Source organism: Sorangium sp. So ce363, assembly GCF_051520435.1.
In the GTDB taxonomy this organism is placed as follows: Bacteria; Myxococcota_A; Polyangia; order Polyangiales; family Polyangiaceae; genus Sorangium; species Sorangium cellulosum_B.
The window spans coordinates 8,041,609-8,065,429 of record NZ_CP150333.1 but is presented as its reverse complement, the minus strand read 5'-3'; the positions used below and the strand labels follow the sequence as shown (position 1 = coordinate 8,065,429).

The 23,821-nt window shown below is 69.0% G+C and carries 12 protein-coding genes; 10 read left to right on the top strand and 2 right to left on the bottom strand.

Going from position 1 to position 23,821, the window contains the following annotated elements; genetic code table 11:
• The first annotated feature begins 224 nt into the window (after positions 1 to 224).
• The 7 genes from WMF12_RS30240 to WMF12_RS30210 all read left to right on the top strand — a co-directional run bounded on the left by WMF12_RS30240 (position 225) and on the right by WMF12_RS30210 (position 16,501).
• Positions 225 to 9,185: a LamG-like jellyroll fold domain-containing protein gene (locus WMF12_RS30240; protein WP_437850983.1), complete on the top strand. Its 8,961-nt coding sequence runs from the start codon at positions 225 to 227 to the stop codon at positions 9,183 to 9,185.
• Between the two features lie 153 nt (positions 9,186 to 9,338).
• Positions 9,339 to 10,604, top strand: coding sequence for a hypothetical protein (locus tag WMF12_RS30235; protein ID WP_437850981.1), 1,266 nt, complete (start codon positions 9,339 to 9,341; stop codon positions 10,602 to 10,604).
• Between the two features lie 3 nt (positions 10,605 to 10,607).
• Positions 10,608 to 11,603 carry a hypothetical protein gene (locus tag WMF12_RS30230; RefSeq protein ID WP_437850979.1) on the top strand — a complete coding sequence of 332 codons (996 nt, stop codon included), beginning with the start codon at positions 10,608 to 10,610 and terminating at the stop codon, positions 11,601 to 11,603.
• Positions 11,604 to 11,646: 43 nt separating this feature from the next.
• Positions 11,647 to 12,891: a hypothetical protein gene (locus tag WMF12_RS30225; RefSeq protein ID WP_437850977.1), complete on the top strand. Its 1,245-nt coding sequence runs from the start codon at positions 11,647 to 11,649 to the stop codon at positions 12,889 to 12,891.
• A gap of 18 nt (positions 12,892 to 12,909) precedes the next feature.
• Entirely contained in the window at positions 12,910 to 14,253 is a 1,344-nt protein-coding gene (locus tag WMF12_RS30220) for a metallophosphoesterase (protein WP_437850975.1), read from the top strand.
• A gap of 11 nt (positions 14,254 to 14,264) precedes the next feature.
• Positions 14,265 to 15,950, top strand: coding sequence for a hypothetical protein (locus tag WMF12_RS30215; RefSeq protein WP_437850973.1), 1,686 nt, complete (start codon positions 14,265 to 14,267; stop codon positions 15,948 to 15,950).
• An 8-nt stretch (positions 15,951 to 15,958) separates the two neighbouring features.
• Complete coding sequence (locus WMF12_RS30210) at positions 15,959 to 16,501, top strand: hypothetical protein (RefSeq protein ID WP_437850972.1); 543 nt, start codon at positions 15,959 to 15,961, stop codon at positions 16,499 to 16,501.
• 25 nt (positions 16,502 to 16,526) lie between these two features.
• Here the strand turns inward: WMF12_RS30210 and WMF12_RS30205 are convergent, their stop codons facing one another.
• Positions 16,527 to 17,774 carry a hypothetical protein gene (locus WMF12_RS30205; RefSeq protein ID WP_437850970.1) on the bottom strand — a complete coding sequence of 416 codons (1,248 nt, stop codon included), beginning with the start codon at positions 17,772 to 17,774 and terminating at the stop codon, positions 16,527 to 16,529.
• Between the two features lie 224 nt (positions 17,775 to 17,998).
• Here WMF12_RS30205 and WMF12_RS30200 point away from each other — a divergent pair, with 224 nt between their 5' ends.
• The 3 genes from WMF12_RS30200 to WMF12_RS30190 are packed head-to-tail and all read left to right on the top strand — an operon-like array spanning position 17,999 to position 22,529.
• On the top strand, positions 17,999 to 19,993 hold the full coding sequence (locus WMF12_RS30200; protein ID WP_437850968.1) for a CHAT domain-containing protein: 1,995 nt from the start codon (positions 17,999 to 18,001) through the stop codon (positions 19,991 to 19,993).
• Entirely contained in the window at positions 19,990 to 20,853 is an 864-nt protein-coding gene (locus WMF12_RS30195; protein ID WP_437850966.1) for an RNA polymerase sigma factor, read from the top strand. Before WMF12_RS30200 ends, WMF12_RS30195 begins: the two co-directional genes overlap by 4 nt.
• Positions 20,850 to 22,529, top strand: coding sequence for a hypothetical protein (locus WMF12_RS30190; RefSeq protein ID WP_437850964.1), 1,680 nt, complete (start codon positions 20,850 to 20,852; stop codon positions 22,527 to 22,529). Before WMF12_RS30195 ends, WMF12_RS30190 begins: the two co-directional genes overlap by 4 nt.
• A gap of 581 nt (positions 22,530 to 23,110) precedes the next feature.
• On the opposite strand, the gene WMF12_RS30185 is transcribed toward WMF12_RS30190, so the two are convergent.
• Positions 23,111 to 23,800: a hypothetical protein gene (locus tag WMF12_RS30185; RefSeq protein ID WP_437850962.1), complete on the bottom strand. Its 690-nt coding sequence runs from the start codon at positions 23,798 to 23,800 to the stop codon at positions 23,111 to 23,113.
• Between the last annotated feature and the right edge of the window lie 21 nt (positions 23,801 to 23,821).

The window sequence follows — 23,821 nt, the reverse complement described above, 5'->3', positions numbered from 1 at the left end:
CCGAGGCGAGCGTCCCCCGCCTCGCTCACCTTGAATACGTTTAAGATCGAACAACCGTCACGAGCGCCTGCGCCGGACGTCGTTAGGGGTGAAGCAGCGCCCTCCCTGTCAGTCGATGGGCGATGGGCCGCTGCGTCGAGCCTGCACCTGTCGCGACGGCCGCCCCTCATCTGTCGGCCGGAGGGTGGAGGTCTGTCCGCAGCAACCCTTCTGGCGAGGCGCGCATGATACTCAGCGATCAGAAGATCCAGCACGTGAGCACGATCACCCACGATGGCAAGGTCGTGTGCTTTGGCACCGGTCTCGACGGCACCCTCTGGTACACCGTCAAGCGCAGCGGCTTCGAGGACACGGCCCTGAACGACGACACCGACCCGTTCGGCTTCGAGGGCCTCAAGAAGCTCCGGCTCGGCGAGTCGATCCCCGACCCGTCGGTCATCGAGAGCGAAAAGAAGACCCTCGCGGACAACGACGGCAACGTCCTCGTGAAGAGCGTGTACGGCGGCTCGGACGAGGTCGTGAAGAGCGTCGACGCGCCCGTACAGGTCGTGTCGGCCCTGAATCAGCTCTTCGTGTTCCGGCAATCGCCGGGCGGCAAGATCCTCGTGAACCGCTTCGTGCTCGACGGCATGACCAACGAGCTCGTGCCCAGGCTCGAGGTGCGGTTCCGGCGCAGCCGGCAGCGGCTCAAGCCGCAGGAGTCCGCCACATCGAAGGACGGCGGGAGCTTCGACAACCTCGACTACCGCGACATCGACGGAAATTACTTCTACGAAGGCGCCCTGGAGCTCGGCTTCGCCGGCACGGTGGTGAGCGGGTGGTTCTCGCCCGTCTTCGTGCCGACTGCCGAGAGCGATCGGAACCGCTGGCACCTGTTCGTCCACGACGCGAAGGAGAGCAAGCTGGTCCTCTACACGGTGGGCTCCGGCGACAACGGCCTCTTCGACGTCAAGGACTACCTCTACGCCCGGCGGGACCCCTCGAACGCGAAGAACACCATCTACCAGTCGGTTCCGGGCATCGTCCGCCGGACGATCGATCTGAAGGGGCTGACCGTCGCGGGCGGCCCGTCGGCGACGACGTACGATCTGCAAAAAGAGGTGATGACCGACGCGGGCCCGCAGCTCATGCGCGACACCATGCGGGTGATGCTCGCGGTGCCGGTGAAGGCGACCGACAGCGAGGTGGTGAAGACCGCGGTGCTCGATTTCGCGCTCGCCGCGGACGGCACGCTGTCGCAGATCGACCACACGCCGGACCAGAGCAAGATCCTGCGCACCAATGAGCGCGAGGTCGTCACGCCGCTCTCGCTGCTCGACGGTATCAAGGAGTTCGCGGACGAGTCGCCGCCGCCCTCCGGGACCATCGTCGCCACCGAGCGGGGCGGCGACGACAAGCTCCAGATCCGGTCCAAGGACTCGCTCCCGGCGGATCTCAAGACCGGAGCCAAGGTGAAGATCCGGGGCACCCGGAGCTACGACGGGCACTACATGGTGCTCAGCGTCGACGGCGCGACGTTTCAGGTCGAGGCCAAGTTCGAGAACGACGAGGCGGGGTTCTGGGAGGTCGCGGAGGACAAGCAGACCGGGCTCGTGTTCGACAACATGGTCGTCGGCGCGGAGAAGACCGAGGACGGCAAGCTCATGATCGTGTGCCCGTGGCACGATCTGAAGGTCGGTCACGAGGTGCAGATCTCCGGCACCCAGACGTATGACGGGATCTTCCCGATCACGTCGCTCGTGGCGAGCAAGAGAGCCTTCGTGCTGAACGCGCCGTACTTCACGGGCGAAGCGGCGAACCTGAGCAAGGTCGTCCGCCGGGGGCTGCGGATGGACGGCAATGACTGCGTGGAGACTCCGGACCTGGAGCTCGCGCCGCCGAGCCCGGAGCGGCACCTGGGTCGCACGTTCTCGGCCTGGGTGCGGGTGGACGCCGCCGGCAACCTGGAGCAGAGCCTGGTGAAGGACAGCGGCGGGATGATGAACCTCGCCCTCGGCGCCGACAACAAGGCGAAGCTCGTGGTGCGGATGAGCGACGGCGGGGCGCGGACCGTGACCGACCCGAGCGCGATGCCGGTCGGCGCGTGGGTGCACTATGCCGGCACGGTCGATTACGTCACGAAGACCGGAGGCGACACGCGGATCGCCCTCTGCCGGGACGGCGTCGAGGTCGCGCAGCAGGTCATCGCCCATGGGGTGCCATGCCACCTGAACGACAAGGTGCTGCAGTTCGACGGCGTGGACGATCAGGTCGCGATCAAGGATTCTCCCCCGGACGTCGCGAACAAGAGCTTCTCCGTGGAGTTCTGGGCCAAGCGGGACCGTATCAACAGCCTGGAGTACGTGATCGCCCAAGGCACGCCTGCCGCCAATACGTGCTTGCACGTGGGCTTTCGCCCGAACAATACGTTCACGTTCAGCTTCTGGGGAAATGGCGCAGATACAAAGTTGGCGTACACGGATCTGGAATGGCACCACTGGGCGTGCACCTACGACGCAACGACGCACACCCAGCACGTCTATCGTGATGGCGCGCTCGTCCTCGAGAACGTGACCACCGCCCACTTTCAGGGCAGCGGCACCTGGACCATCGGCCAGTTCAGCGATGGTAACTTTCACCTCAAGGGCAGCATCGCCGACGTGCGGATATGGAGTCGTGCGCGCACGAAGGTCGAGATCGCCGAGGACATGGCCCGGCGGCTCACCGGTCGCGAAGCGGGGCTCCTCGGGTACTGGCCGCTCGACGATGGCACGACCAAGGACCTGTCGCCGGCGAAGCGTCACGGCGCCTTGAAGGGCGACCTGGCGTGGACGAAGGCAGCGTATTTGCACCCGCAGAGCGTGCTTCCGGCCTCGCCCGGCACGAAGCTCGCCAAGGCCATGAAGTTCGACGGGGCGGCCGATTTTGTCGAGGTCGCCAGTGGCGCGCCGCTCTTCACCGGCAGCTTCACCGTGGCCGCGTGGGTCAAGCTGACGGGTGGAAAGGGCCGCTATCGATCCCCTCTGACGTGTCGTGGGGGCGACTGCACGGGCCTCGCGATCTACGCCACCGACAGCAACATATGGCAATGCCGCGTGGGATCTGGCTCCGCCTGGACCTACATTCAGGGACCGGCGGTGGTGGAAGGGGTCTGGACCCACATCGCGCTTACCTTCGATGGTACGAAGTGGAACTTCTACGTGAACGGGAGCGCCCCGGTATCCTCCACGGCCGCCTACAAGTCGTCAACCCAGCCCATGCGTATCGGCGCAGGCAATACCGAGGGCAATCCGGACTTCTACTTCCATGGCTGCATCGCGGACATGGAGATATGGAGCCTTGCACGCTCGAAGGCCGACATTCAAGCCGACATGTCCCGCAAGCCGACTGGTAAGGAGAGCGACCTCGCGGGCTACTGGTCGCTCGACGCCGATGCCAGCGATCTCTCGGCAAACAAGCGTGGGAGTTTGCTCAAGGGCAACCCGGCGCTGGTGAGCGCGGCTTCGACGCACACCATCGGCCAGGCCTTCAGCGGCGAGATCTCCGGCGTGCAGATCTGGGACGAGGCGCGGTCCGCGGCCGACGTCAAGGCCACGATGCACGTGAACCTGAGCGGGAAGGAAAACGGGCTCGCCGCCTATTACCGCATGGGCGCGGTCGTCTACGAAGAGCAGCCGCCGATCGTGCCGGACTTCTCGCACCACGGCAGGAACGCCGTTGTGTACGGCGATCCCTACGCCGGCGCGCGGAGCCTCGACCGCGCGACGGGCTCGGACGAGGACAAGAAGAAGGTGGTCAAGTACGGCAGCGAAGAGCTCCTGGCGGTCAGCCAGCGGGGCGTTTACGAAGAGAGCTTCGAGTTCAAGGTGAACTCGCCCGGCGCGGCGGTCGATCCGAGCGACGCCGACGGCACCGGGCGCAAGCTCTTCACCTTCTCGTACTGGGGCAAGAGCAGCCGCGGTAGCAAGGAGAGGATAGAGTTCCCGGCCGGGAGCGTGCAGCAGTTCGATTTCGAGAGCGCGGCCCCGGGCTGGTACAAGGCCAAATGCCGGGTGGTGGTGCCCGATGGGGTCAGCCTCATGCGAGCCTTCGAGATCTCGGACGTGCGCGGCAAGTGGGGAGCCGAGAGCTCGGCGCCGGCCGCGGAGTGGACGTCGATCGACGTTCGCAAGCACCGCATCCGTCTGGTCTCGGACTCGGTGACGCGCGACCAATACACGGACGCGACGGCGCTCTCGTCCTTGCCTGCGCAGGCGCAGGCGGTGCTGGACAGCCTGACCACGATGGGCCGGGCGGAGGCCAAGGTGGGCCGCGTCGAGGGGCAGATCCGCGATCTCACGGAGCGGATCGACGTGGCGAAGAACTACCAGCGCTACGTCGATGAAAAGAATGCGCTCACGACCACGGTCTCGAGCCTCTCGTCGCAGAAGACCAAGGCGCAGAATGAGTGCAAAGCGATCGAAGACAACCGGTGGAGCTACTACCAGCGGGTGCTCAACCTGAACAGCGGCAAGGACATGACCGGTGGTGACGATAAGGTCGTGCTTCAGTACGGCCCGTGGGCCACGAACGACCTGAACTATCAGCGCTGGCGGTTCGAGGAACGCGCAGACGGATACTTCCATATCCTGCACCAGCGCAGCGGGCTTTCCCTGTCAGTGCCGGGCGCCGGGGGAAAGGACGCGGATCTCAGGCTCGAACCGCTGGGCGGCGTGTCGCACATGCAGTGGAAGCTCTCGTGCCTGGATTCCAGCAAGAGCCACTATACCCTCAAGCCGAGGCACAACGAAAACGTCTACGTCGAAGTCGCCTGGGGGGATACGTGGGACAGTGCGGCGCTCCAGCTTTGGGATTGGAGCGGCGCGAATCACCAGAAGTGGCATGTGCTGAAGACCAGCGACGTGACCAAAGAGGCCAAGAGCGACCTCGATGCCAAGAACGCGACGGTAGCGAGGCTCCAGTCGGAGATCCAATCGAAGCAGGCGCGCATCGATGAGCTCAACGAGCTGCTCGCGGCCAAGGAAGACGTCACGGCGCTGCAGAACCAGCTCACGGCCGCGCGGACCGACCTGGACGCGAGCCGCAAGGATCTCGCGACAAAGAACACGGCGGTCATCGACGGGCTCGAAAAGGCGAAGCCTGCGATCATGCCGACCATCGCGACAGACGAGCGGCATCTGGTGACGGCCGGCGCGGTGCTCGATTTCGCCCAGCCCACAGGCAGGGTCCGGCTCGCCGAGAGCTGCGAAGGCAACGTGCTGCTCACCTATTTCGATCCACAGGGCCGCATGCGCGCGACCGCCTACGACGCGGCGTCGGACAGCCGCAACGCCACGTTCGAGCAGTGGCTGCCCGACGCCGTGCGCGCCTCTGCTGACATTCGCGACAGCGGCGACAAAGTGACCCTGGAAAAAGTCGTGAGCCTGCCTGCGAGCGGGTGGACGTGCGAGGCCTGGGTGCAGTACCCCCTGGCCACCAGGGGCACGAAGAGCGACGGAACGGCGGATGGAACGGCGTATGAATCGAACGTGGTGGCCAGCTCGGACACCTCGCTCGATGTACCGCTCATGGTGCGAAAGGGCAGCCGGCTGGGGCTGATGGTCAATGGCTGGTTCTTCGACAGCGGCGCCGACCTCCGGCGGACGCTCGCGGCGGGGTGGCACCACGTCGCGGTGGCGACGAGGAAAGGCACCACCTCCTTCTACGCGGACGGCGAGAAGATCGGCAGCCGCGACACCTCGCAGCCGGCCATCCGCTTGAAGGGTACGGCGGACTATGTGGAGGTGCCGGCGCACACGAACCCCACGACGGCCATCACGGTGTCGATCTGGGCGCGCAGCACGACCTCGAACTGGAACGGTGCTGGCTGCCTGGTGAGCAAGCGGGACGCGTTCATCATGAGCCCCGTGAAAGACAGCAAGATGATCCAGTTCTATGTCTATGTCACCGGCCAGGGCTGGAAAAGTGCGAGCTTCACGCCGGCCGATATCCAGGGTTGGCACCTGTACACTGGCACGTTCGACGGTAGCTACGTCTGCCTTTATGTCGACGGGGAGCTCGCCGCGACGCTCGGCGTCACCGGAGCCATCCAGGCGGCTTCGGGCGTGATGCACATCGGCTACGACAAGGACAACAACGCCTACTTCAACGGCGACATCGCGGAGGTGTCCATCTGGAAATCGGCCCGATCCTTCGTCGACGTTCGAGACGACATCTATCGGTCCTTCACCGGCGACGAGGCGGACCTCGTAGGCTACTGGCGCATGGACGACGTCGAGGAAGGAGGTGTGCTCAAGGTCAAAGACCTCACGTCGAACAAGCGCGATGGTCTCCTGAAGGGCGCGCCGGCGGACGCGACGATCACGACCATGCGTGCCATAGATAAGGATAGCGATGACGAGAACGAGAACGACATCAAGATCAAGTTCCTCGGCAACGCCTCCAAGGGAGGCAGCCCCATTGGCCGGCTCGCCGAGGTGCGCCTCTGGAACCTCGGCCTGACCGACGCCGAGGTCGCGGCCCACGCCCGGGCGTCGATTTCGGGCAACGAGCCCGGGCTCGTCGGCTACTGGCCCTTCGATGAAGCCACGGGCGCGACCGCGCGTGACCGCTCGGCCGGCGGCTTGGCGCACGGCTCGATGGTCGGCGTGGAATGGATGGGCTGCACGGCGAACCTCGGCAACCCGGGCAGCAAGGTGCTGAGCCTGCCCGATCGGGGCAAGACGTACGTGCAGTGCCCGGCGGTCACGCCGGCCACCACCAGCTTCACGTTCGAGTGCTGGGCGAGGCGCAGCGGCGCAGACGCGGGCCAGTTCCAGATCATCGCCGCCACGCCCGGCCAGAGCGGCACCGGGGCTTTCGCTTTTGGGTTCAGCAACGCCAGCAAGATCATGGTGTCGTTCAATGGCACTGCCGTGACGTCGGCTTCGGACTACAAGGATGATACGGACTGGCACCACGTTTGCTTCACGCACGACCAGCTCACGAAGACGCTGCGAATCTACTGCGACGGCGTGAAGGTCGGGGAGCAGACCGCGACGGGCGACCTCGTCGTGTCCGGCGCGCTCTCGATCGGCAAGGCCCACACTGGAGAGTATTATTTCAGGGGCGACCTGGCCGAGGTGCGGCTCTGGGACCGGGCGCGCACGGAGGCCGAGATCCGCGCGAACATGCGGCGCCGCCTCGTGGGCACCGAGCCGAACCTGCTCGCCTATTATCCGCTCGACGAGGTGAACGGAGACAAGAAGGTCAAGGACAAGAAGACGGGCGCGTTCCAGGGCCAGCTCACCGGGAGCGTCACGGTGCTCCTCACCACCTCGCTGCCCGCGGCGGGAGCGGAGAGCCTGATCACCACCGAGTACAGCTCGATCGAGGTCAGCGGCGAGGGGAAGAAGCAGGCCTTGATGAGGCGCTTTTTCGGGTTCACGACCGGAGGTTACGTGCAGCTCTTGCCCGAGCAGCGGGTCGAACAGCTGGCGTTGCAGTGGGTCGGCAACACCCAGATCAACCCGACGCTGCTCGGGTACATCGAGGGCGCGCCGCCGGTTCCCTCGGAGAACCTCACGGTGGACGAGGACTACAACGGGGCCACGGCGGTCACCCTCAGCCAGTCGGACGAGACGAGCTATAGCTGGCAGCGCAGCGAGACGACCCACGGGGGGCTCAGCATGGATGGTTTCCTCGGGGCGGCGTGGGGCGTCGAGGCGGGCCCCGCGTTCGTCACGAGCGAGGTCTCGGAGGGCCAGGCAGGCGCGGTCTTCAACTATGCCTTCGAGAAGACCGACACCAAGGACAGCTCGGTCACGGCGGCGTCCACCCTCGCCACGAGCGACAGCCTGGAGCTCTCGGGCATGGCCGAAGACACGGCCTCTTGTCCTCTTCTGGGCAAGCGCTGGGTGCCGAAGAACGTGGGGTATGCGCTGGTGATCTCGGGCATGGCCGACGTCTTCGTCACCAAGCTCAAGAGGAGCGGCCGCATGGTGAGCTACGATATCCGGCCGGTCGAGGGCGTGCCGCTCGACGTCAACACGATCACGTTCCTGATCAACCCGACCTACACGCTCAACGGGAGCCTGGATGGCATGGTCGGCTCGATGCCCGCGGATCCGACGTTTTACCCGCATGTGCCCGACATGCGCTCGCAATACGGCTCGCTCTACCCGGCGAGCTACTTCCGGCTCAAGGAGGCGTACGCGCTCAAGGACGCGATCGAGCGCCACGACAAGGAGCGAGAGAGCTTCTTCTACAACTTCAGCGCCGACCAGGTCGAAAAGCTCGACTCGTTCAGCGACCCGAGCGCTCCGAGCGTCGCCGAAGGGGGCACGCCGGTGTCGTCGAAGGCCACCGAGGCAGATCTGGACGCGATGATGGAGCAAAATGAGGAGAAGAAGAAGGAGCTCAAGAGCGAGGGCGAAAAGCGCAAGGCGGAGATCAAGGGCAAGTACAAGAACCTCGAGGGACGGGTGCGCGCGGGCGCGGCCTTCGCCGACTGGCAGCTCCGCATGGAAGGCATCCAGACCAAGGCGGGCAAGCGCAACGTCGTCAACACCTACGTGTGGGACGGCGACGGCGGGCTCCGCGCGGAGGCGCAGAGCTTCGCCAGCACGATCGAGCATTCGATCAGCACGGAGATGAGCCACAGCGGCGGCATCGGCGGCAATGCCGACGCGGCGGTCGCCGGGTTCAAGTTCTCCCTGTCGCTGGTGGGCTCGGGCGGCAAGGTGGACGCGAACAGCAAGAGGCTCAGCACGAGCAAGAGCCTCGAGCTCAGCGTGGACCTCTCGGGCGTCGAGAAGAGAGGCCTGACGGATCCGCAGGACAACCCGCTCGTGCCCGGGGAGAAGGTGGATCGTTATCGGTTCATGACGTTCTACCTGGAGGGCAGCACGGACCACTTCAGCGACTTCTTCAGCTACGTGGTGGATCCGGTGTGGCTGATGTCGAACGACGAAGAGGCGCGCGCGCTGCGCCAGGCGAGCGCTGCCAAGCCGAACAAGTGCTGGCGAGTGCTGCACCGGGTGACGTACGTGGAGCGGCCTGTGCTCATGGGCTTCGGCCGCGACATGCGCGTGCTCCCGCTGGGCGACGCGGACGAGGTGGTGACCGACTACTTCGCCGATCTGGAGCGCAAGCAGCAGGCGCTCGACGTCCGGCTCGGCGGCATCGAAGACAAGCTCGCGGAGATCATCAGCAAGCTCAGTGAGTGACGCGCTCGACGTCGCCGCGGCCGGCGGGGGGGCCGGGCCGGTCGCGGCGGCGTCACCACGGAGGAGACCATGCTCGAATTCAAATACGCCCAGGTCGCGCAGGGGAAGATCCTGGAAAAGTACGGCACGCTTTACGGCATCTCGAAGGATCTCGTGGACAGGGTCGGCAAGGGTACGGCCACCCCGGAGGAGCTCACCACCTACACCCAGAACGCGGACCGGCTCGTCGCGAAGTTCAAGGCCGACATGCGCCAAACCGAGCCGGAGGCCTACAGCGACCTCGACATCGAGATCATCACCGCCATGGCCGCAACAAACTACGCGAGCTTTCAGCGCAATGATGAACCCTTCGCGAAGGTCGTGCCCCCTGCCAGTGTCGCCGAGTCCCTGAAGGGCAACAAGCCGCCCGCGTTTTACGGTTTCGGCGCACCTCTGCGGCACTCGGAGAACCTTGCGCCGGACCAGGTCGTGAGCCAGTTCGGGCTCGATTACAAGGACACACCCTACCTGTTCAAGGACGGTGATACCGACAAGGCGGTGCCCTTTCTATTCTCCGTGGTGTCGCCGATGAACCAGGACCTCCGGGACACGCTCCGGGTGCCGCTCGACCCGCGCATCTTCGATCGCATCGCGAAGCTCGCCGATGATCCCACGCGCAGCGATGTCATCAGGGAGATGGCCTCCACGATGACCAGCAAAGACGTGGCGTACATCGCCGTGCGCGGCACCGGGTCCCAGGACGAGACGAATGCCTTGGTCCAGAAGTACAAAGATCTGGGATACGCAGTCAGGGCGAAGAGCGCGGACCCACCCTTCACCGGCAACACCATGCCGCAGTACGGCCAGACGCTCGAAAACGAGAGCTCATTCTCGGATCTGATCCAGGAGATGTGCGCAGCCCCGAGCAGCGGGAAGACGCCGCTCGGCGGCGAAGGGACGGCCATCTATCTATCGGTGCCGAAGCGGGGGGACACAGGCACGGGCGATCCCACGCTGCCGCGGGGGTCGGACAAGATCAAGATCGCCGAGTGGAAAGGCCGGCAGTGGGAGATGACGGCGAGCAAGGAGGAGCTCGACGAGCACTACGAGCACGCGCTCGCCGGGTTGTCCGACGATGCCAAGGCAACCCTCAAGTCGCAGATGATCACCCACGACACGCTGACGGCGGCCTTCGCGGAGGGCCGCGCCAGGGAGCCGGCGGGCGCGGAGCTCAAGCCGCAGGCGAAGAAAGGGCTCAAGGGTCACGAAAATCGCGTGAAGCGCAGCATCGTGGCGAAGACGCTGGGGCGCGTGGTCGCAGCGCTGCGGTTCACGGACAAGGGCAAGGACAAGGACAAGAAGAAAAAGAAGAAGAAGAACGCCGACGGCTCGGATGACCACCAAGAGAGCCAGCGCAAGCGCGCTTCGTCGGGGGATTGATCCGTGTCACGGAACGTCTCGTTCGCTGACGACGATCGTCCGGCCTGGCAGGATCATGCGCGCGACTCGGGCGCGGCGGAGGCCGGAAGCGCGCTGACCGAGGATCTCGTCGCCGAGATCGCGCAGCGCCGCGCCGCCGTGCCGGTCGAGCCGGGGCTCAAGCCCTGGGGCGCAGGGCACGTGTACACGGGCAGCGCGGACAAGGCACACATCGCTTACCTGCACGGGGTTCTCGACGCCCGGGCGGCGGAGGCGAGCCCCTCCGACCAGCGGAAGATCCTCGCCTTCCGCGCATTCCAGGCGCGCGAGGGCAGCACGGCCGCCATCAACACCTACGACAACCAGATCGTCACCTGGGGGACGGGCTGGGGCGGCCTCGGCTGGCTGGGCAAGGTGATGGAGCGGGCGACCGCCAGCGACGCCGTGCGCGAGGCGCTGGGCGCCGCTGGCGTCCGCTACCGCGGCGGCAACGTGTACGACGTGGTCGATCTCGACGCCGGGACGGTCGTCACCGGACGCAAGGAAGCGCTCGAGATCATGCGCCGCTCCGTCCCGCTCCTCCACCTGCTGATCGACCTGGCGAGGAACCCGGCCACGCGCGACGCGGTGACCGAGGCCCAGCTCTGCACGTTCATGGAGGGCTCGGGCAACATCTCCGGCGCCGACGCGATCGCCACCCAGGCGCTCTTCAACCTGATCGCGCACCTCAAGCACTGGGCACCTGGGTACGTGACGGGCTGCCTGGAGTGGGCCGTCCCCCAGGCGGGCGAAGGGCCCTCGGCAGAGCGCGACAGGCGCCTCGCGGCGCTGGTGGGCCGCTACTTCTACGGCAAGGCACGCAGGTACAAGTGGATCCCGTCCTTTCAGCAGCTCCAGCTCTACTGGAAGCACATGAAGGACGACGGGCTCGATTGCCTGGACGATCCGTTCATCAAGGCCGCGGGGCCGCCGGCTGACGACCCGTTCGCGCCCGCGAAAGGCACGCCCCGCGCGACCTGAGCGCCGGGGCGGACACATTGAATCGAAGAGAGAAGGAGCTCCGATGACCGTGAAGCAAAGCAACGAAGGCGCGCCCTCGGGGGCGGACCTGCCCGTGTGGGTGGACATGGACCCGGCGCCCGCCGAGCCGCCCGAGGAGTGGCTGGCTCGCCCGGTCGCGTTCGCCGACGACGAGCCGCCGCCCCAGCTCGTCCGCACCGTGAACCTGCTCGAGGCCCCCGAGCACGATCTCCGCGGGCCGGAGGACGCGGAGGGCCTCGCCGAATTCCTCGTCTGCCGCGCGAAGGAGGGTATCGACGACATCTTCTCGCACCCCGATTACGACACCGCCTCTGGCGACGGCGAGGACTGGGCGCGGGCCGTCGCCGAGCACCAGACCGGCATCCCCTACACGATGCCAGCGTACTTCTACGGTGCGCAAAAGAGGGTCGCCAGCGCCATCAAGGACGGCGGCCGCTACCCGATCGTGGGGCAGTGCCAGCAGTCGGTGACCACCGCGCTCTGCCTCGGCGGCTGGGACGGCGGCCCGTACGGCGACATCGGCTGCGGGACCGACGCGCAGCCGGCCGCGGCAAGGCTCGGCGACGGCTGGACCGACGTCCCCCGGGTGCTCGCCGACTGGCCCGACGATCTCTGGGAGAAGGTCACGGTCGGCTCGTGCCTCTTCTGGTCGGCGTCCGGAGCCGCCGGGGCCGGGAGCGGGCACGTGGCGATGGTGCTCCGCAAGCACCCGATCGAGCGCAAATGGCAGCTCTGGGACACCACCACCTCGTTCAACGATCCCGTCGTGCACCCCACCTCCGCCAGGGGCGCGCGCATGCTCTGGGAGTCGCACTGGTGGCCCTTCATCCCGCCAGCGCTCTCCAAGGGTCAATGGTTGTTCCGCGGCATCGCCAGGATCGACGGCGTCGGGACGGTCAAGAGCGACGTGAAGCCGCGCGGGCGCGCCCGGCTGCTCCTCCGGAGCCGCGGCGACGGCAAGCTCCTCTACCGCTCGGCGTGGATGTCGATGGAGGACGAGGGCCTCCCCATCTCGTGGCTGCTCCGCTCCCTGCGCGGGGCGCCCTTCCACGATCGGATCGAGCCCACGTGGTGCATCAACTCGAAGTCCGACGCGCCGACCCCGAACGCCCCGGACAACCGGCCGCTGCTCGACGTCTTCTGCGACCCGAAGGGCAACGCGAGGATGTCGTGGAGCCCGGCCCAGGGCCTGCACAACCGCCCGCACCAGGCGGACTGGGCGCCGCCCGCGGCGATCCGCCTGGCCGCGCTCAAAGGATCTCGATGAACCCGGGAGACAACCGCCATGCGTACCCTCATCCTCAGTGATCTGCACCTCGGCAACGGGGGTGACTACGACGTCTTCGCCGGGGGCGAGGCGCTGCCCGCGCTCCTCGACCTGATCGCGCGCGAGCCCGCGCGGGTCCTGGTCAACGGCGACGGCATCGACTTCCTCATGAACGAAGACCCGCTGGAGCTCGATCGGGCGCGCGCCGCGGCGCAGGCCCGCGCGATCGTCGCCGCGCCCGAGAGCGCCGCCGTGCTCAGGGCGCTCGGGCGCGTCCTCGCGCGAGGCGGCGAGGTCATCATCCGCCTCGGCAACCACGACGTGGAGCTCGCCGTCCCGGAGGTGCAGGAGATCCTGCGCGCGGCGATGGAGCAGCCGCCCGCGGTCGCCGCGCGCCTCGCCTTCCAGCTGGGCGACGCCCCCGCGATCCTCGACGTGGGCGGCGCCCGGATCCTCGTCACCCATGGCGAGCACAGCGACAACTGGAACAAGGTCGACTACGGACGTCTGGCCCGGCTCGACCGGTTCAGGTACGCGGCCGGCTCGGTCCTCGTGAAGCAGCTCATGAACCCGATCGCGCGCCGGCACGGCCTCCGCTTCGTGAGCCTGCTCAAGCCCGATTTCCAGGGCGCGGCGCTCGCCGCGCTCGCGGTCGCGCCCGGGATCGTGAAGCAGCTCTTCAGCGCGGCTTCGCTCGACATCGCCTGGCAGCTCTTCAAGAAGGCGGGGTCGGCGGCCTCCTTCGCCGAGGAGGAGGAGGATCTCGGGCTCGCCGAGAGGTTCGCGGAGGCCGGCCTCGGGGCCGAGGAGACGGCGGCGGTCGAGGCCACGCTCGGCGACGGGCCCGCCGCGTTCGCCGACGAAGAGGCGATGTCGACCGCGAGCCTCAAGCTCGCGCGCGCCGGCCTGAAGCTCTATGCGGGCGTGCAGAGGAGGCTCGCCGGCACCGTCGGCGACGAGTACTTCCACCTCGATCCCGACGAGGCCGAGTGGGCCGACGCCCAGCGCCTGGCGAGGAAGTTCGACGCCGGCGCGGTGGTGATCGGCCACACCCACGCGGCCCGCTGGAAGGCGGCCGACGGGCTCGTCTTCGCCAACACGGGCACGTGGATCTGGTTGATGCAGCTCCCGCGCTCCGACGCCGGCGACGAGGCCTGGGCCGAGTTCCTCGAAGAGCTGCGCCAGAACCCGAAGCTCCTGCCCGAGAAGCAGAGGGCGGCGAGGACCCTCCAGCGCTTCACCGCCGTGCTCCTCGACGCGCACGAGGACGGCGGCGCGGCGATGTGGCTCGTGCACTGGGACAACGGAGAGCTCCGCTCCCTGGGATCCGCGCGCGTGCCCCCGGGGAGCGCGGCGCGCTGAGAGGAGGAGCCATGTCCGACATCGAGCTGCTCCTCTGCCATGCCGACGATCAACGCCCCGTCCTCGAAGAGGGGCTGCCGCTCGAGTCCGCCGCGGACGAGGCGCAGCCCGGGGGTGAGGACCTGGTCCACGGTTTCGCCGACTTCTCGGACGATCCCAACGATCTCTCGCTCCAGCGCTGGTCCGTCATCGCGCCCGAGGGGCCCGCGGGCGACGCCCTGCTCGCGCTCGTCGAGCCCCTGATCCGGAAGCGGGAACAGGACCAGGGCGCGCCCGTCGTGCCCTATCGCGTCCCCGCCGGCATGGACGCGGACGCGGCGATCCGGTGGAGCAAGAGCGTCTATCATGACGAGTCGGTCGCGCTCGAGGATCTGCCGCGGTATCTCCTCGTGCTCGGCGACCTCGATGAGGTCTCGCTCGATCTCCAGCAGGCCATGGCGAGCGAGGCGCTGGTCGGTCGCCTGGTGTCCCGGTCCGCCGCGGGCTACGCGGCGTACGTGGACAAGCTCCTCTCCTCGGAGCGGGCCCCCTCGGTGGAGGCGCAGGCGCGGGCGCTGTTCTTCACCGCGCAGGACGGCACCGCGGCGACCTCCATCGGCCACAGAGCGCTCGTCGCGCCCAGCGTTCAGCGGTGCCGCGACACCCAGCGGAGGGGCGGCTTCAAGGCGAGGGACATCGAGGAGATCGGCTATGAAGGCGCCGACGCGGCGAGGAGCGCGCTCCTCGAGCAGATCGAGAGGCCGGAGCCGTCGGTGCTGTTCACCATGAGCCACGGCCTGGGCGCGCCCCGCAGGGGATGGTCGTCGGGGGACGAGCAGCGCGCCGTGCAAGGGGCGATGAGCCTGGGCTGCGGCGTGCGGATCGCGGCCGAGGACATCGGCGACAGGCCCTTTCTGCCCGGCGGCATCTGGTTCTTCCTCGCGTGCTACGGCGGCGGGACGCCGGCGGCGAGCGCCTACCACCACTGGCTCGCCAGCCTGCGCGACGCGGGCGGCTTCGGCGGGCGCGTCGACGGCGTGCTCGCCGGCCTGCCCAGGCCGGGCGATCGGCCCTTCATCGCCGCGCTGCCGCAGGCCGCGCTCGCGAACCCGCGGGGCCCGCTCGCCGTCATGGCCCACATCGATCTGGCCTGGACCTACAGCTTCCAGGACATGGGGCCCGACGGCAAGGACCGGGCGTCGCGCTTCGAGGGCGTCTTCAGCTCGCTGGTGAAGGGCGCGCGCGCGGGCAACTCGTACAACGAGCTCCTCCGTTACCTGGGGAACGCCAACCACGAGCTCGCCGCGATGTACAACCAGGAGGCCAGGGCCGAGATGGCGGGCAAGCCCCTCGCCCCCGACCAGGGCCGCGCGAAGCGGCGGGCGAACCTGTGGATGCTGCGCGAGGATCTCGCGGGGTACGTCCTCCTGGGCGATCCGGCGGCGCGGCTCGCGATCCACCGCGACAGGGGAGCCGTCAGGGCCGTGCCCGCGCCGGCGGAGGTGCCCGCGCGCCTCCCGCCGGTGCCCGCCGCTCCGCCCGCGCCGGCCCGCGCGCGGGATGGCGCGCGCATGCAGCGCGCCGTCCACGAGAAGATCGTCGGGGAGGAGGGCGACAAGAAGATCGCCGAGAGATACGGTATCACGCGCGAAGAGCTCCAGCGCTGGTACGAGGCCTACTGCAAGGCAGGGCTCGAGGCGCTCGGCGAGCTGCCCTAGCGGTGCGCATGGCCGAAGGTGAGCTCGACGCCCCGCCGGCCCGACGCCCCGCCGAGCCGCGACGCAGGGCCCGGCGGCTCCTCGGCCTGCGGCCGCGCCGCCACGGTCGCGTCGACCTCGGGAGCCGGCTCCTCAGGGACCAGCTCTGGACGCTCGCGCTGCTCGCCCTGCTCATCCTGCTCCTGCTCGTGGCGCTCACGGCCACGACGCGAGTTCCCGTCCACGAATGGCCTGCCTGGGGATACCGGACCCTCCTCGGTGTCTTCTCCTTTGGCGCCCTGGGAGCGACCTTCAGCGCTGCTCGATCGCTCAAGCGCTCCTCCCTCCGGGCCAGGATCCACGCTCAGGTTTCGGACGAGCGGGTCACTCTCTCTCGCGCCATCCTCGGGGCGATTCCGGGGCTCGCCGCCCATGCGTTCCTCCAGTCGAAGGTGCTGAACCTCGGCGACGCCGACAGCAGCAAGGCCTTCGCGATCGCGTTCATCGCTGGCTTCAGCGAGCGGCTCGTGCTCAAGGTGGCGGAGACGTTCGCCGGGCAGAAGGCGAAGTAGCGACGCCAGCGACGCGCCGCCTCCATCACGGCGCAGAGCGCGTGACCTGAGATGGCGCGCGCTCGGTCCTCGGCGAGACGAACCGGATGACGGCGCGCGGCGCGAGGCGATACCCGTGCTCGCTGCGCTGGATGACGTCCCTGAGCCCCATGCGGCGGAGCTGGGTCAGCGCCACGTAGACGCGGTTGGCCCCCGCGTCCGCCACCGGCCGCTCGCCGGGCCAGCCGGCGTCGAGCAACTCCTGGAGTGAGAGCGAGGCGTCCGGCGCCTCGTCGTGCCGGTCGACGAGGGCCGTCACGATGCGGCTGAGCGCGTGCCCGAGCGTGTGTTTCACGCCGTCCTCCGTCGCGATCCAGCGCACCTCGAAGCCGAGGAACAGCGTGGGCGGGCACGCCGGCGCCGCGTCGCTCGAGAGGAGCGGCGGCGCCCGACCTGCGAGCAGGCTGGCGACGAGCGACGCGAACCCCTCGGGATCAGGCGCCTCGCCGCAGGGCACGACGAGACGGAGAAAGTCCGACGCGGCGTCCGCGCCCTCGGCGCTCTCTCGCGCCTGCGCCGGCGCGCGGCGGACACGCCGCTCGCGCCCCCCCAGACGCTCGGAGGGATCGAGGTCCATGGCGCGGGTGTCCCGGGCGACGTCGCGCGCGCTCGCCGCGCTGCCCTGCACCGCGTGGCGGAGCGACAGCGCGAGGAGCGACAGCGCGGTGTCGTCGCCCGCCGGGGTCGGCTCGCCGCCTGCGGCCACCTCGGGCGCCTGGAACTCAAGGACCCTGTCGACCTGCTCCTGTCCGGCTCCTTCGAGCGGGGCATCCCTCCCATAGCCGATAAGGTACCAGTGCCCCTCGCGCGAGAAGAGGACGTCAGCGCACGAGACGCGACCGATGCAAACGGGCCTCCCGCGCTTCGGGTCGGTCACAGCGTGGGCCGCCTGCATCGCCTTGTGGAGGCTCGCGATGAGGCCAGCCGCGCTCCCGGGCGGCACGTTCCATCCGGCGTCGTTCAGGAGGCTGGTGAGGTCGACGCCGTCGATCACGGCGTCGCAGGCGAGCTCGATGTATGGCGTCCCGTCGGCGACCCCGCGCGCCGCGACCTTCGGGATGAGCGGATGGTCGAGGAGCGCGTGGACGCGCTCGATCTCGGCAAACGCAGCGTCCGCCCGCGCCGCGCTGGCGGCCGGGCCGGGCACGATGACGACGCAGGCTCTCGCGTCTCCGGCGCGCGTCGCCGAGACGACGTGGAAGCCGTCGCGACAACGGATGGGACGTGGGTTCATGTATCTACCGAGCCATCGTGAACGAGAATCGTTGATGAATCCCATGATCGTATCCGTTCTCCACGCGCGCACGCCTGCCGGTGGACATCCTTAATCACGTCCCATGGCCGAGCCCGCCGATGCGTCCTTAATTATTTTTCAGATGAGAATCTCGACCGCTGCGTTCTAAAAGACCAAGGAGTCAGGCACGGCAGGGAGCACAACGTAGCGAGGCTTGTCCTTCGATGTGGCTGGAGATCGAGCTCGACATCAGCGGTACTGAGGTGCGCGTCAGCGCGCGTGGCAGCCGGGGAGAGCGCCCCCCGGCGCACGCGATATCTGCCGAGCAGGGCTTCGATGCCCTGCAGACGTTCGCGAGCAAGGTCGGGAGGGCGGTCCGCGGCGGTAAATCGCTTGATCCAGCGGCGGTGAGCGACTCTCAGGTGCTCCACGAAGAGTTCTTCAAGGGGGAGCTGCGCGACGTCCTCGTGCGGCTCGGCGAGGCGTCGAAGGGTGGACCGCTCCTGGTGCGCCTCTTCGTCCGCGATCAAGCGCTCCAGACCATCCCCTGGGAGGCGCTCTGCAGGCCGGGGACGTCCGAAGGGTTTCTGGGGACCGACCCCAGGGTGCTCTTCGCGCGCGGCGTCACCTCGTCGGAGCCCTGGGAGCCGCGCGAGGTCAAGGGCGCCGTCCGGGTGCTCGGGATCGCGCCGGGCACCGGCGAGCGGGCCCTCGACGTGCTGCGCGAGGCGCTCGCCCCGGCGATCGACGCCGGCGAGGTGGAGTGGCTCGATGCGATCGCCGGGCAGGAGATCAGCGCGCGGGTGCTCTTCGACAGGCTCCGGCGCGGCAAGAGCCCGCATGTCGTGCACTGGCTCGGTCACGGCGGCGTGGATCTGTCGGGCAAGCCCGTCCTGCGCCTGGCAGACGACGAGGACGGCGAGGAGACATGGATCACGGCCGAGGCGCTGGGGCGCGAGCTCTCCGCGGCGTTCTGCGAGGAGCTGCGCCTCGTGATCCTCGAGGCCTGCGAGGGCGCCAGGGCCGGGGCGCTCGGCAGCGCGGCGGAGATCCTGGCCAGGGCGGGCGCGGATGCCGTCGTGGCGCACCTCTGGCCGGTGAGGGCCGACGTGGCGCGCGCTTGCTCGACCGAGCTCTACCGCGCGCTGACAGGCGCTTCGCTGAGCCAGGGCGATATAGGCGCGAGCGTGGCGGCGGCGCGGCGGACGCTGCTCTCCCAGAGCGCAGAGGCGTTCTCGCCGGTCCTGTACCTCCGCGGCTCGGACTCGGTGGTCTTCAACTTCCAGGGCCGCCGCGTGGCGAGGCCGGGGAAGAAGAGCAGGTCGAAGGGCCTCGCGCCCGCGCTCCAGAGCCTGCTCGAGCGGCCGTTCACGACGGTGCTCGGCGATCTCGAGGACGATCGCGCGGCGCTCCAGAGGGAGCTCGAGCAGTTCATGCAGGACAACGGTGAGCCGGCGACGCCGGGTATGTCGCTGAGCGCGCTCACGCAGCGCTGCGTGCTCCGGTTCGGGCAGGAGGTGCTGCATTCGCTCTTCCAGCAGGCGCTCACCGCTTCGCCCGGGGCGACGGCCCCGCCGCTCGTCGACGCGCTCGCGCGCTTCGTCCGGCCGGGGGTCCACATCACGCTCCTCTGGCGGCCCTGCCTCGAGCACGCGATCGCGCAGAAGCTGCCGCAGCGGACCGTCTACGCCATCCAGCCGTCGCTCCTGGGAGCCGGCGGCAAGCCGCGCATCGTCAAGCGCGCCGCGGGGGCGACCGCGTGGAAGATGGAGCCCGTCATGCCCAGGCGCTTCGATCTCGAGAGCGAGATCGTCGTGCTCCGACTCTATGGTGGCTACTCGGCGGAGCCGCGCCCCATCTTCTCGCCGCCGCTGCTCACCGAGGACGATCACATCCACGGCCCCCTCGGCGCCGACGGCGCCCGGCCGCCGCTATGGATGGAGGAGCTCCTGGCGCGGCCGCGCGTCCAGCCCGGCCTCTTCGTCGCGCTCTCGAGCCTCGACTTCCGCCACCGCATGCTGCTGCGCTGGCTCTACGATCAACGCCCGGCGCCCCCGGACAGCCTGGCAGTCCTCGCGGCCGGGGTCGAGAGCAGCGAGATCGAGATCTGGGGCAACGGCGGCGGGCTGCCCGGCACGGGCCACATCGCGGCCACCACCGGAGATCTGGAGGAGCTCGCGGCTCAGCTCGACGCCTTCGTGGTGGAGGATGCCTCGTGACACACGCCCCCTTCCCCGGACACCAGCCGCACCGCGACAGCGAGTACCGGCGTGACATCGAGTCTCCGCTTCTGGGTGGTTCCGGCGGTGACGAGGTGGTAGCGCCGTCGCCCTCCGGCCTCTCTCACGGCGCGGCCGAGCGACGGCCCGCGCTCGACCAGGCATTCCAGGCGAAGCCCCTCCGCGATCCCTCCGTCGGCGCGCTCCTGCGCTGCTGGGTCGAGCAGCGGGAGGAGCTCCTCCGCGCCTGCCGGCGCTCTCTCGGCCGAGAGGACGGTGAGGAAGCGTTCAGCCGAGCGACGGTGTCGATGCTCCGGGCCACCACCTCCGCAGAGGGCGTCCGAAGGCCGGCGGCGTGGCTTCATGAGATCGTGCGCCATGCCTGCGTGGACCTCCATCGCGAGCGGACGCGGCGCGGAAGACTCCTGCTGCTCGTGGACGAGGATCTCGCCGAGCTCGCGGCGGCCCCCCACGCCGCTGCCGGCGATCCCGAGCGGACCCTCCTTGAACGGGAGACGCTCGCCCGGCTGGAGAGGGCCGTTCGCGCCTTGGCTCCGACGCTGCGGGATCCTCTCTTGCTGCGCGTCGAGGAAGAGCTGTCGTACGCGGAGATGGCTGCGCTCCTGCTCGAATCGGAGGAGAACCTGCGCAAGCGCGTCCAGCTCGCCCGGCAGAGCGTGCGGTGTTCGGTCCTCCTCCAGCGAGAGCAGGAGCCGCGCTCCGGCCGGAACCAGCCCGCCGCTCGCGCCGCTCGCGCCGGCCGCCCCGGCCTGCGCCGGGGCAGAGCGGGCGCCGCGGCGGACACGGATCCTGTCGACCCGAGCGCCGAGCCGTCGCCATCCAGCAGCCAGCGACCATGAACGCCCACGAGGACCGGCTCGACCTCCTGCTCGTCGACGCCGACGAGCGCCGCCCCGTGCTCGACGAGGGGCTGCCTGGCGACACCGCCCAGCGCGCGCCGAGGCCCAGGAAGGGCCGCGACGCCAACCACTGGCGCCGCACCGACGCCGATCGCAACGACCTCACCCTCCAGCGATGGGCCGTGATCGCGCCCGAGGGCCGGGAGGGCGACCGGATGATGGAGGCCGTCCAGCCGCTCGTCGCGCTACGCGAAGGCGAGCAGGGCGCGCCCGCGCGCGTATATCGCGTGCCGCAAGGGATGGACGCGAAGCGATCGGCGGACTTTCGGAGAGACATCTACTGGTCCGAGGAGGTGGCGGAGGAGGACAGGCCCCTTTACCTGATGATGCTCGGCGACTTCCATCACACCTCGCTGGAGCTCCAGCACGCGCTCGCCAATGACGCGCTCGCGGGGCGCATCCATTTCGCGGACAGCGCGGGAGACACCGATCTCGCCGGCTATGCCGCCTATGCCGAGAAGGTCGTTCGCTATGCGCGGCGCGCCACGCCCGAGGCCTCGCCGGATCTGCTCTTCTACGTCACGCCCGACGGCTCGGCGGCTACGGTCACGGGCAAGGCCAGGCTCGTCGGCCCGAGCCTGGCCACATCCACCGGAGCGAGCGCCAGAGGCAAGCTCCCCGCAGCCTCGGTGCGCGAGATCTCCGCCGACAGCGTGGACGACCTTCTCGCCGGGGGCGGCGGCGCCCGGCCCTCGGTGCTGCTCTCGGTGAGCCACGGCCTGGGCGCGCCCCGGCGTGGCTGGCGCAGGGAGGAGGACTCCTGGCGGCGCCAGGGGGCGCTCGTGATCGGCCACGACGAGATCCTCGACGCCGAGCGGCTGCGGGACCAGACGTTCTTGCCGGGAGGGATGTGGTTCTACCTGGCCTGCCTGGGCGCGGGCACGCCGGCGGCGAGCGTCTATCACACGTGGCTCTCGCAGCTCGCGCAGGAGGATCGTTATGGTGGCAGCCTGAAGGCCGTGTTGCACAGCCTCCCCGCGTCCGGCCAGCGCCCCTTCGTCGCGGCCCTGCCGCAGACCGCGCTGGCTAACCCCGCGGGGCCGCTCGCGATCATCGGTCACGTCGACCTTGCGTGGACCTACAGCTTCTCGGGCACGACGAGCCTGTCGGAGAGCAAGAAGTCCCGTATCTATCGCCCCCTCGAGGTGCTGGTCCGCGGCAGTCGCGCGGGGATCGCGCTGGAGGCGCTGATGGAGCTCTACCGCGGCGCGAACGACGAGCTCGCGCAGAGCTACCAGATCGAGGCCGACGCGCGCGCGGCGGGCCGCGCCGATCCCACCGATCGCGCCGCTCGCGCCCACCTGTGGATGCTGCGCAACGATCTCCGCGGCTACGTGCTGCTCGGCGATCCGGCGGTGCGGCTGCCGCTCCAGCAGCTCGCGCTGCGAGCCGAGGCGCCTGCGCCCGTCGAAGTGCGCTCGACACAGGCGGAAGAGCCGGCCGCCGACGCTGCGTCCGCGGCCTCGGCGCCGGCGCGGGAGGCGGCCGTGCTGGCGATGATCCGCGGAGACGAGGCACCGCGCGCGATCGCGGCGCGCGTCATGGTGTCGCTGGAGACGTTGTGGACCTGGGTCGACGCCTATCGCGCGGGCGGGCGCGAGCGACTCGGTGGGTGAGGGACCTCCGCGGGGTCGTGAGATCCACACCATCGCTCCTGCGGTGCCCGCCGGCGTGTGTACATCGCACTGATCTTCGTGCCCGAGGAAGACGTCGGTCCCACCAGGCAGGTCAGGTGGCGAGATGGGGAGCAGCGCAGCGTGGATGGCCTCATCGACCAGCCCCATGATGCGCCACATCTCCGCGGCGGCCAGTGAGTCGTGTTGATGAGCACGCTCACGTTGCTGGAGCGAAGGTTGGCGACCACCAGGTCGCGCTTGTCGGCGCCGTTGAGTCCGCACCGGCGAAGCTGAGGGGGTTCGCGCCGATAGAGAAGAGGACGGCGGACTGGAAGGTGCCATCGCGTTGCCTCGACAGGCCCGTGGGGGGACGGCGCGCGCTGCTCGGCGATGCGGTGCGGGTTCTCGAAGGCCACCTCCCGGCGGCGGTGGGCATGACGCTATCGGCGCGAGCTTGCTCGCCCCTGCGGTGCTGGCGCCAGACCGAGCAAATGCACAGAATTTGTTCTTTTTTTTGCGACTTTGCGACTTTGCGTTGAAATCTCTCGCCGGATCCCTGGCCGGACCACTGGCGAGCGGAACTAGCTGCCCGTGCTCGACATCGCGCGCCGGAACGCGCGCATGTGGAACTCGCGCTGCTCGTCGGGATAGATGTGCTCCTGCCCGATCGGGCAGGCGCGGCGGGACAGGCACCCTCCGGTCATGCACGTTGCGCCAGGCCCGGCGTCGAGGTGGCCGACACACGCGGCGACATCGTAGCTGCCAGGGGAGAACGCGGACACGGGGCAGGCGCTCAGGCAGGGCTGGCCGGCGCACGAGACGCAGGGGCTCGCCAGATCCTCGTGCGGCGGGAGCGACAGCCGCTCCGCGAAGACGAGGGCGGCGCGGTACCCGTGCCAGAGGCCGAATCGCGGGTGGATGAGGATGGCGAGGGGCGACGGGGACAGCGCCTCGGCCTGCTGCGCCCAGCGCTGGAACGGCCAGTAGGGAGGGCCGGTGAAGGAAAACAGGGCCGTCGCGCCGAGCTCCGCCGCGAGCGGGGAGACGACCGCGGCGGTCCAGTCGTCGAGCGCGAGATCGGGGGTGTCCTTGCGGGCGCGCGAGAACGCGCGCCACATCGACGGACCGGCGTTGCCGAGCAGGACGAGCGTCCCCGCCGGGAGATCGCCTGCCGCCGGCACGCCGTCGCCTTCGCGCGGGTGGAAGCCGCCGCGGAGCGGGAGGCCAGCGCGCTCGCAACGCGAGGAGAGATCCGGCCAGCGGATGGGCATCGCGCCCAGCGATAGGGCGCC

What these genes read in the sequence shown, in the direction of transcription:
- WMF12_RS30240 (WP_437850983.1), top strand. Translation starts at nt 225, where the DNA reads ATGATACTCAGCGATCAGAAGATCCAGCACGTGAGCACGATCACCCAC.
- WMF12_RS30225 (WP_437850977.1), top strand. Translation starts at nt 11,647, where the DNA reads ATGACCGTGAAGCAAAGCAACGAAGGCGCGCCCTCGGGGGCGGACCTG.
- WMF12_RS30220 (WP_437850975.1), top strand. Translation starts at nt 12,910, where the DNA reads ATGCGTACCCTCATCCTCAGTGATCTGCACCTCGGCAACGGGGGTGAC.
- WMF12_RS30215 (WP_437850973.1), top strand. Translation starts at nt 14,265, where the DNA reads ATGTCCGACATCGAGCTGCTCCTCTGCCATGCCGACGATCAACGCCCC.
- WMF12_RS30210 (WP_437850972.1), top strand. Translation starts at nt 15,959, where the DNA reads ATGGCCGAAGGTGAGCTCGACGCCCCGCCGGCCCGACGCCCCGCCGAG.
- WMF12_RS30205 (WP_437850970.1), bottom strand. Translation starts at nt 17,774, where the DNA reads ATGAACCCACGTCCCATCCGTTGTCGCGACGGCTTCCACGTCGTCTCG.
- WMF12_RS30200 (WP_437850968.1), top strand. Translation starts at nt 17,999, where the DNA reads ATGTGGCTGGAGATCGAGCTCGACATCAGCGGTACTGAGGTGCGCGTC.
- WMF12_RS30190 (WP_437850964.1), top strand. Translation starts at nt 20,850, where the DNA reads ATGAACGCCCACGAGGACCGGCTCGACCTCCTGCTCGTCGACGCCGAC.
- WMF12_RS30185 (WP_437850962.1), bottom strand. Translation starts at nt 23,800, where the DNA reads ATGCCCATCCGCTGGCCGGATCTCTCCTCGCGTTGCGAGCGCGCTGGC.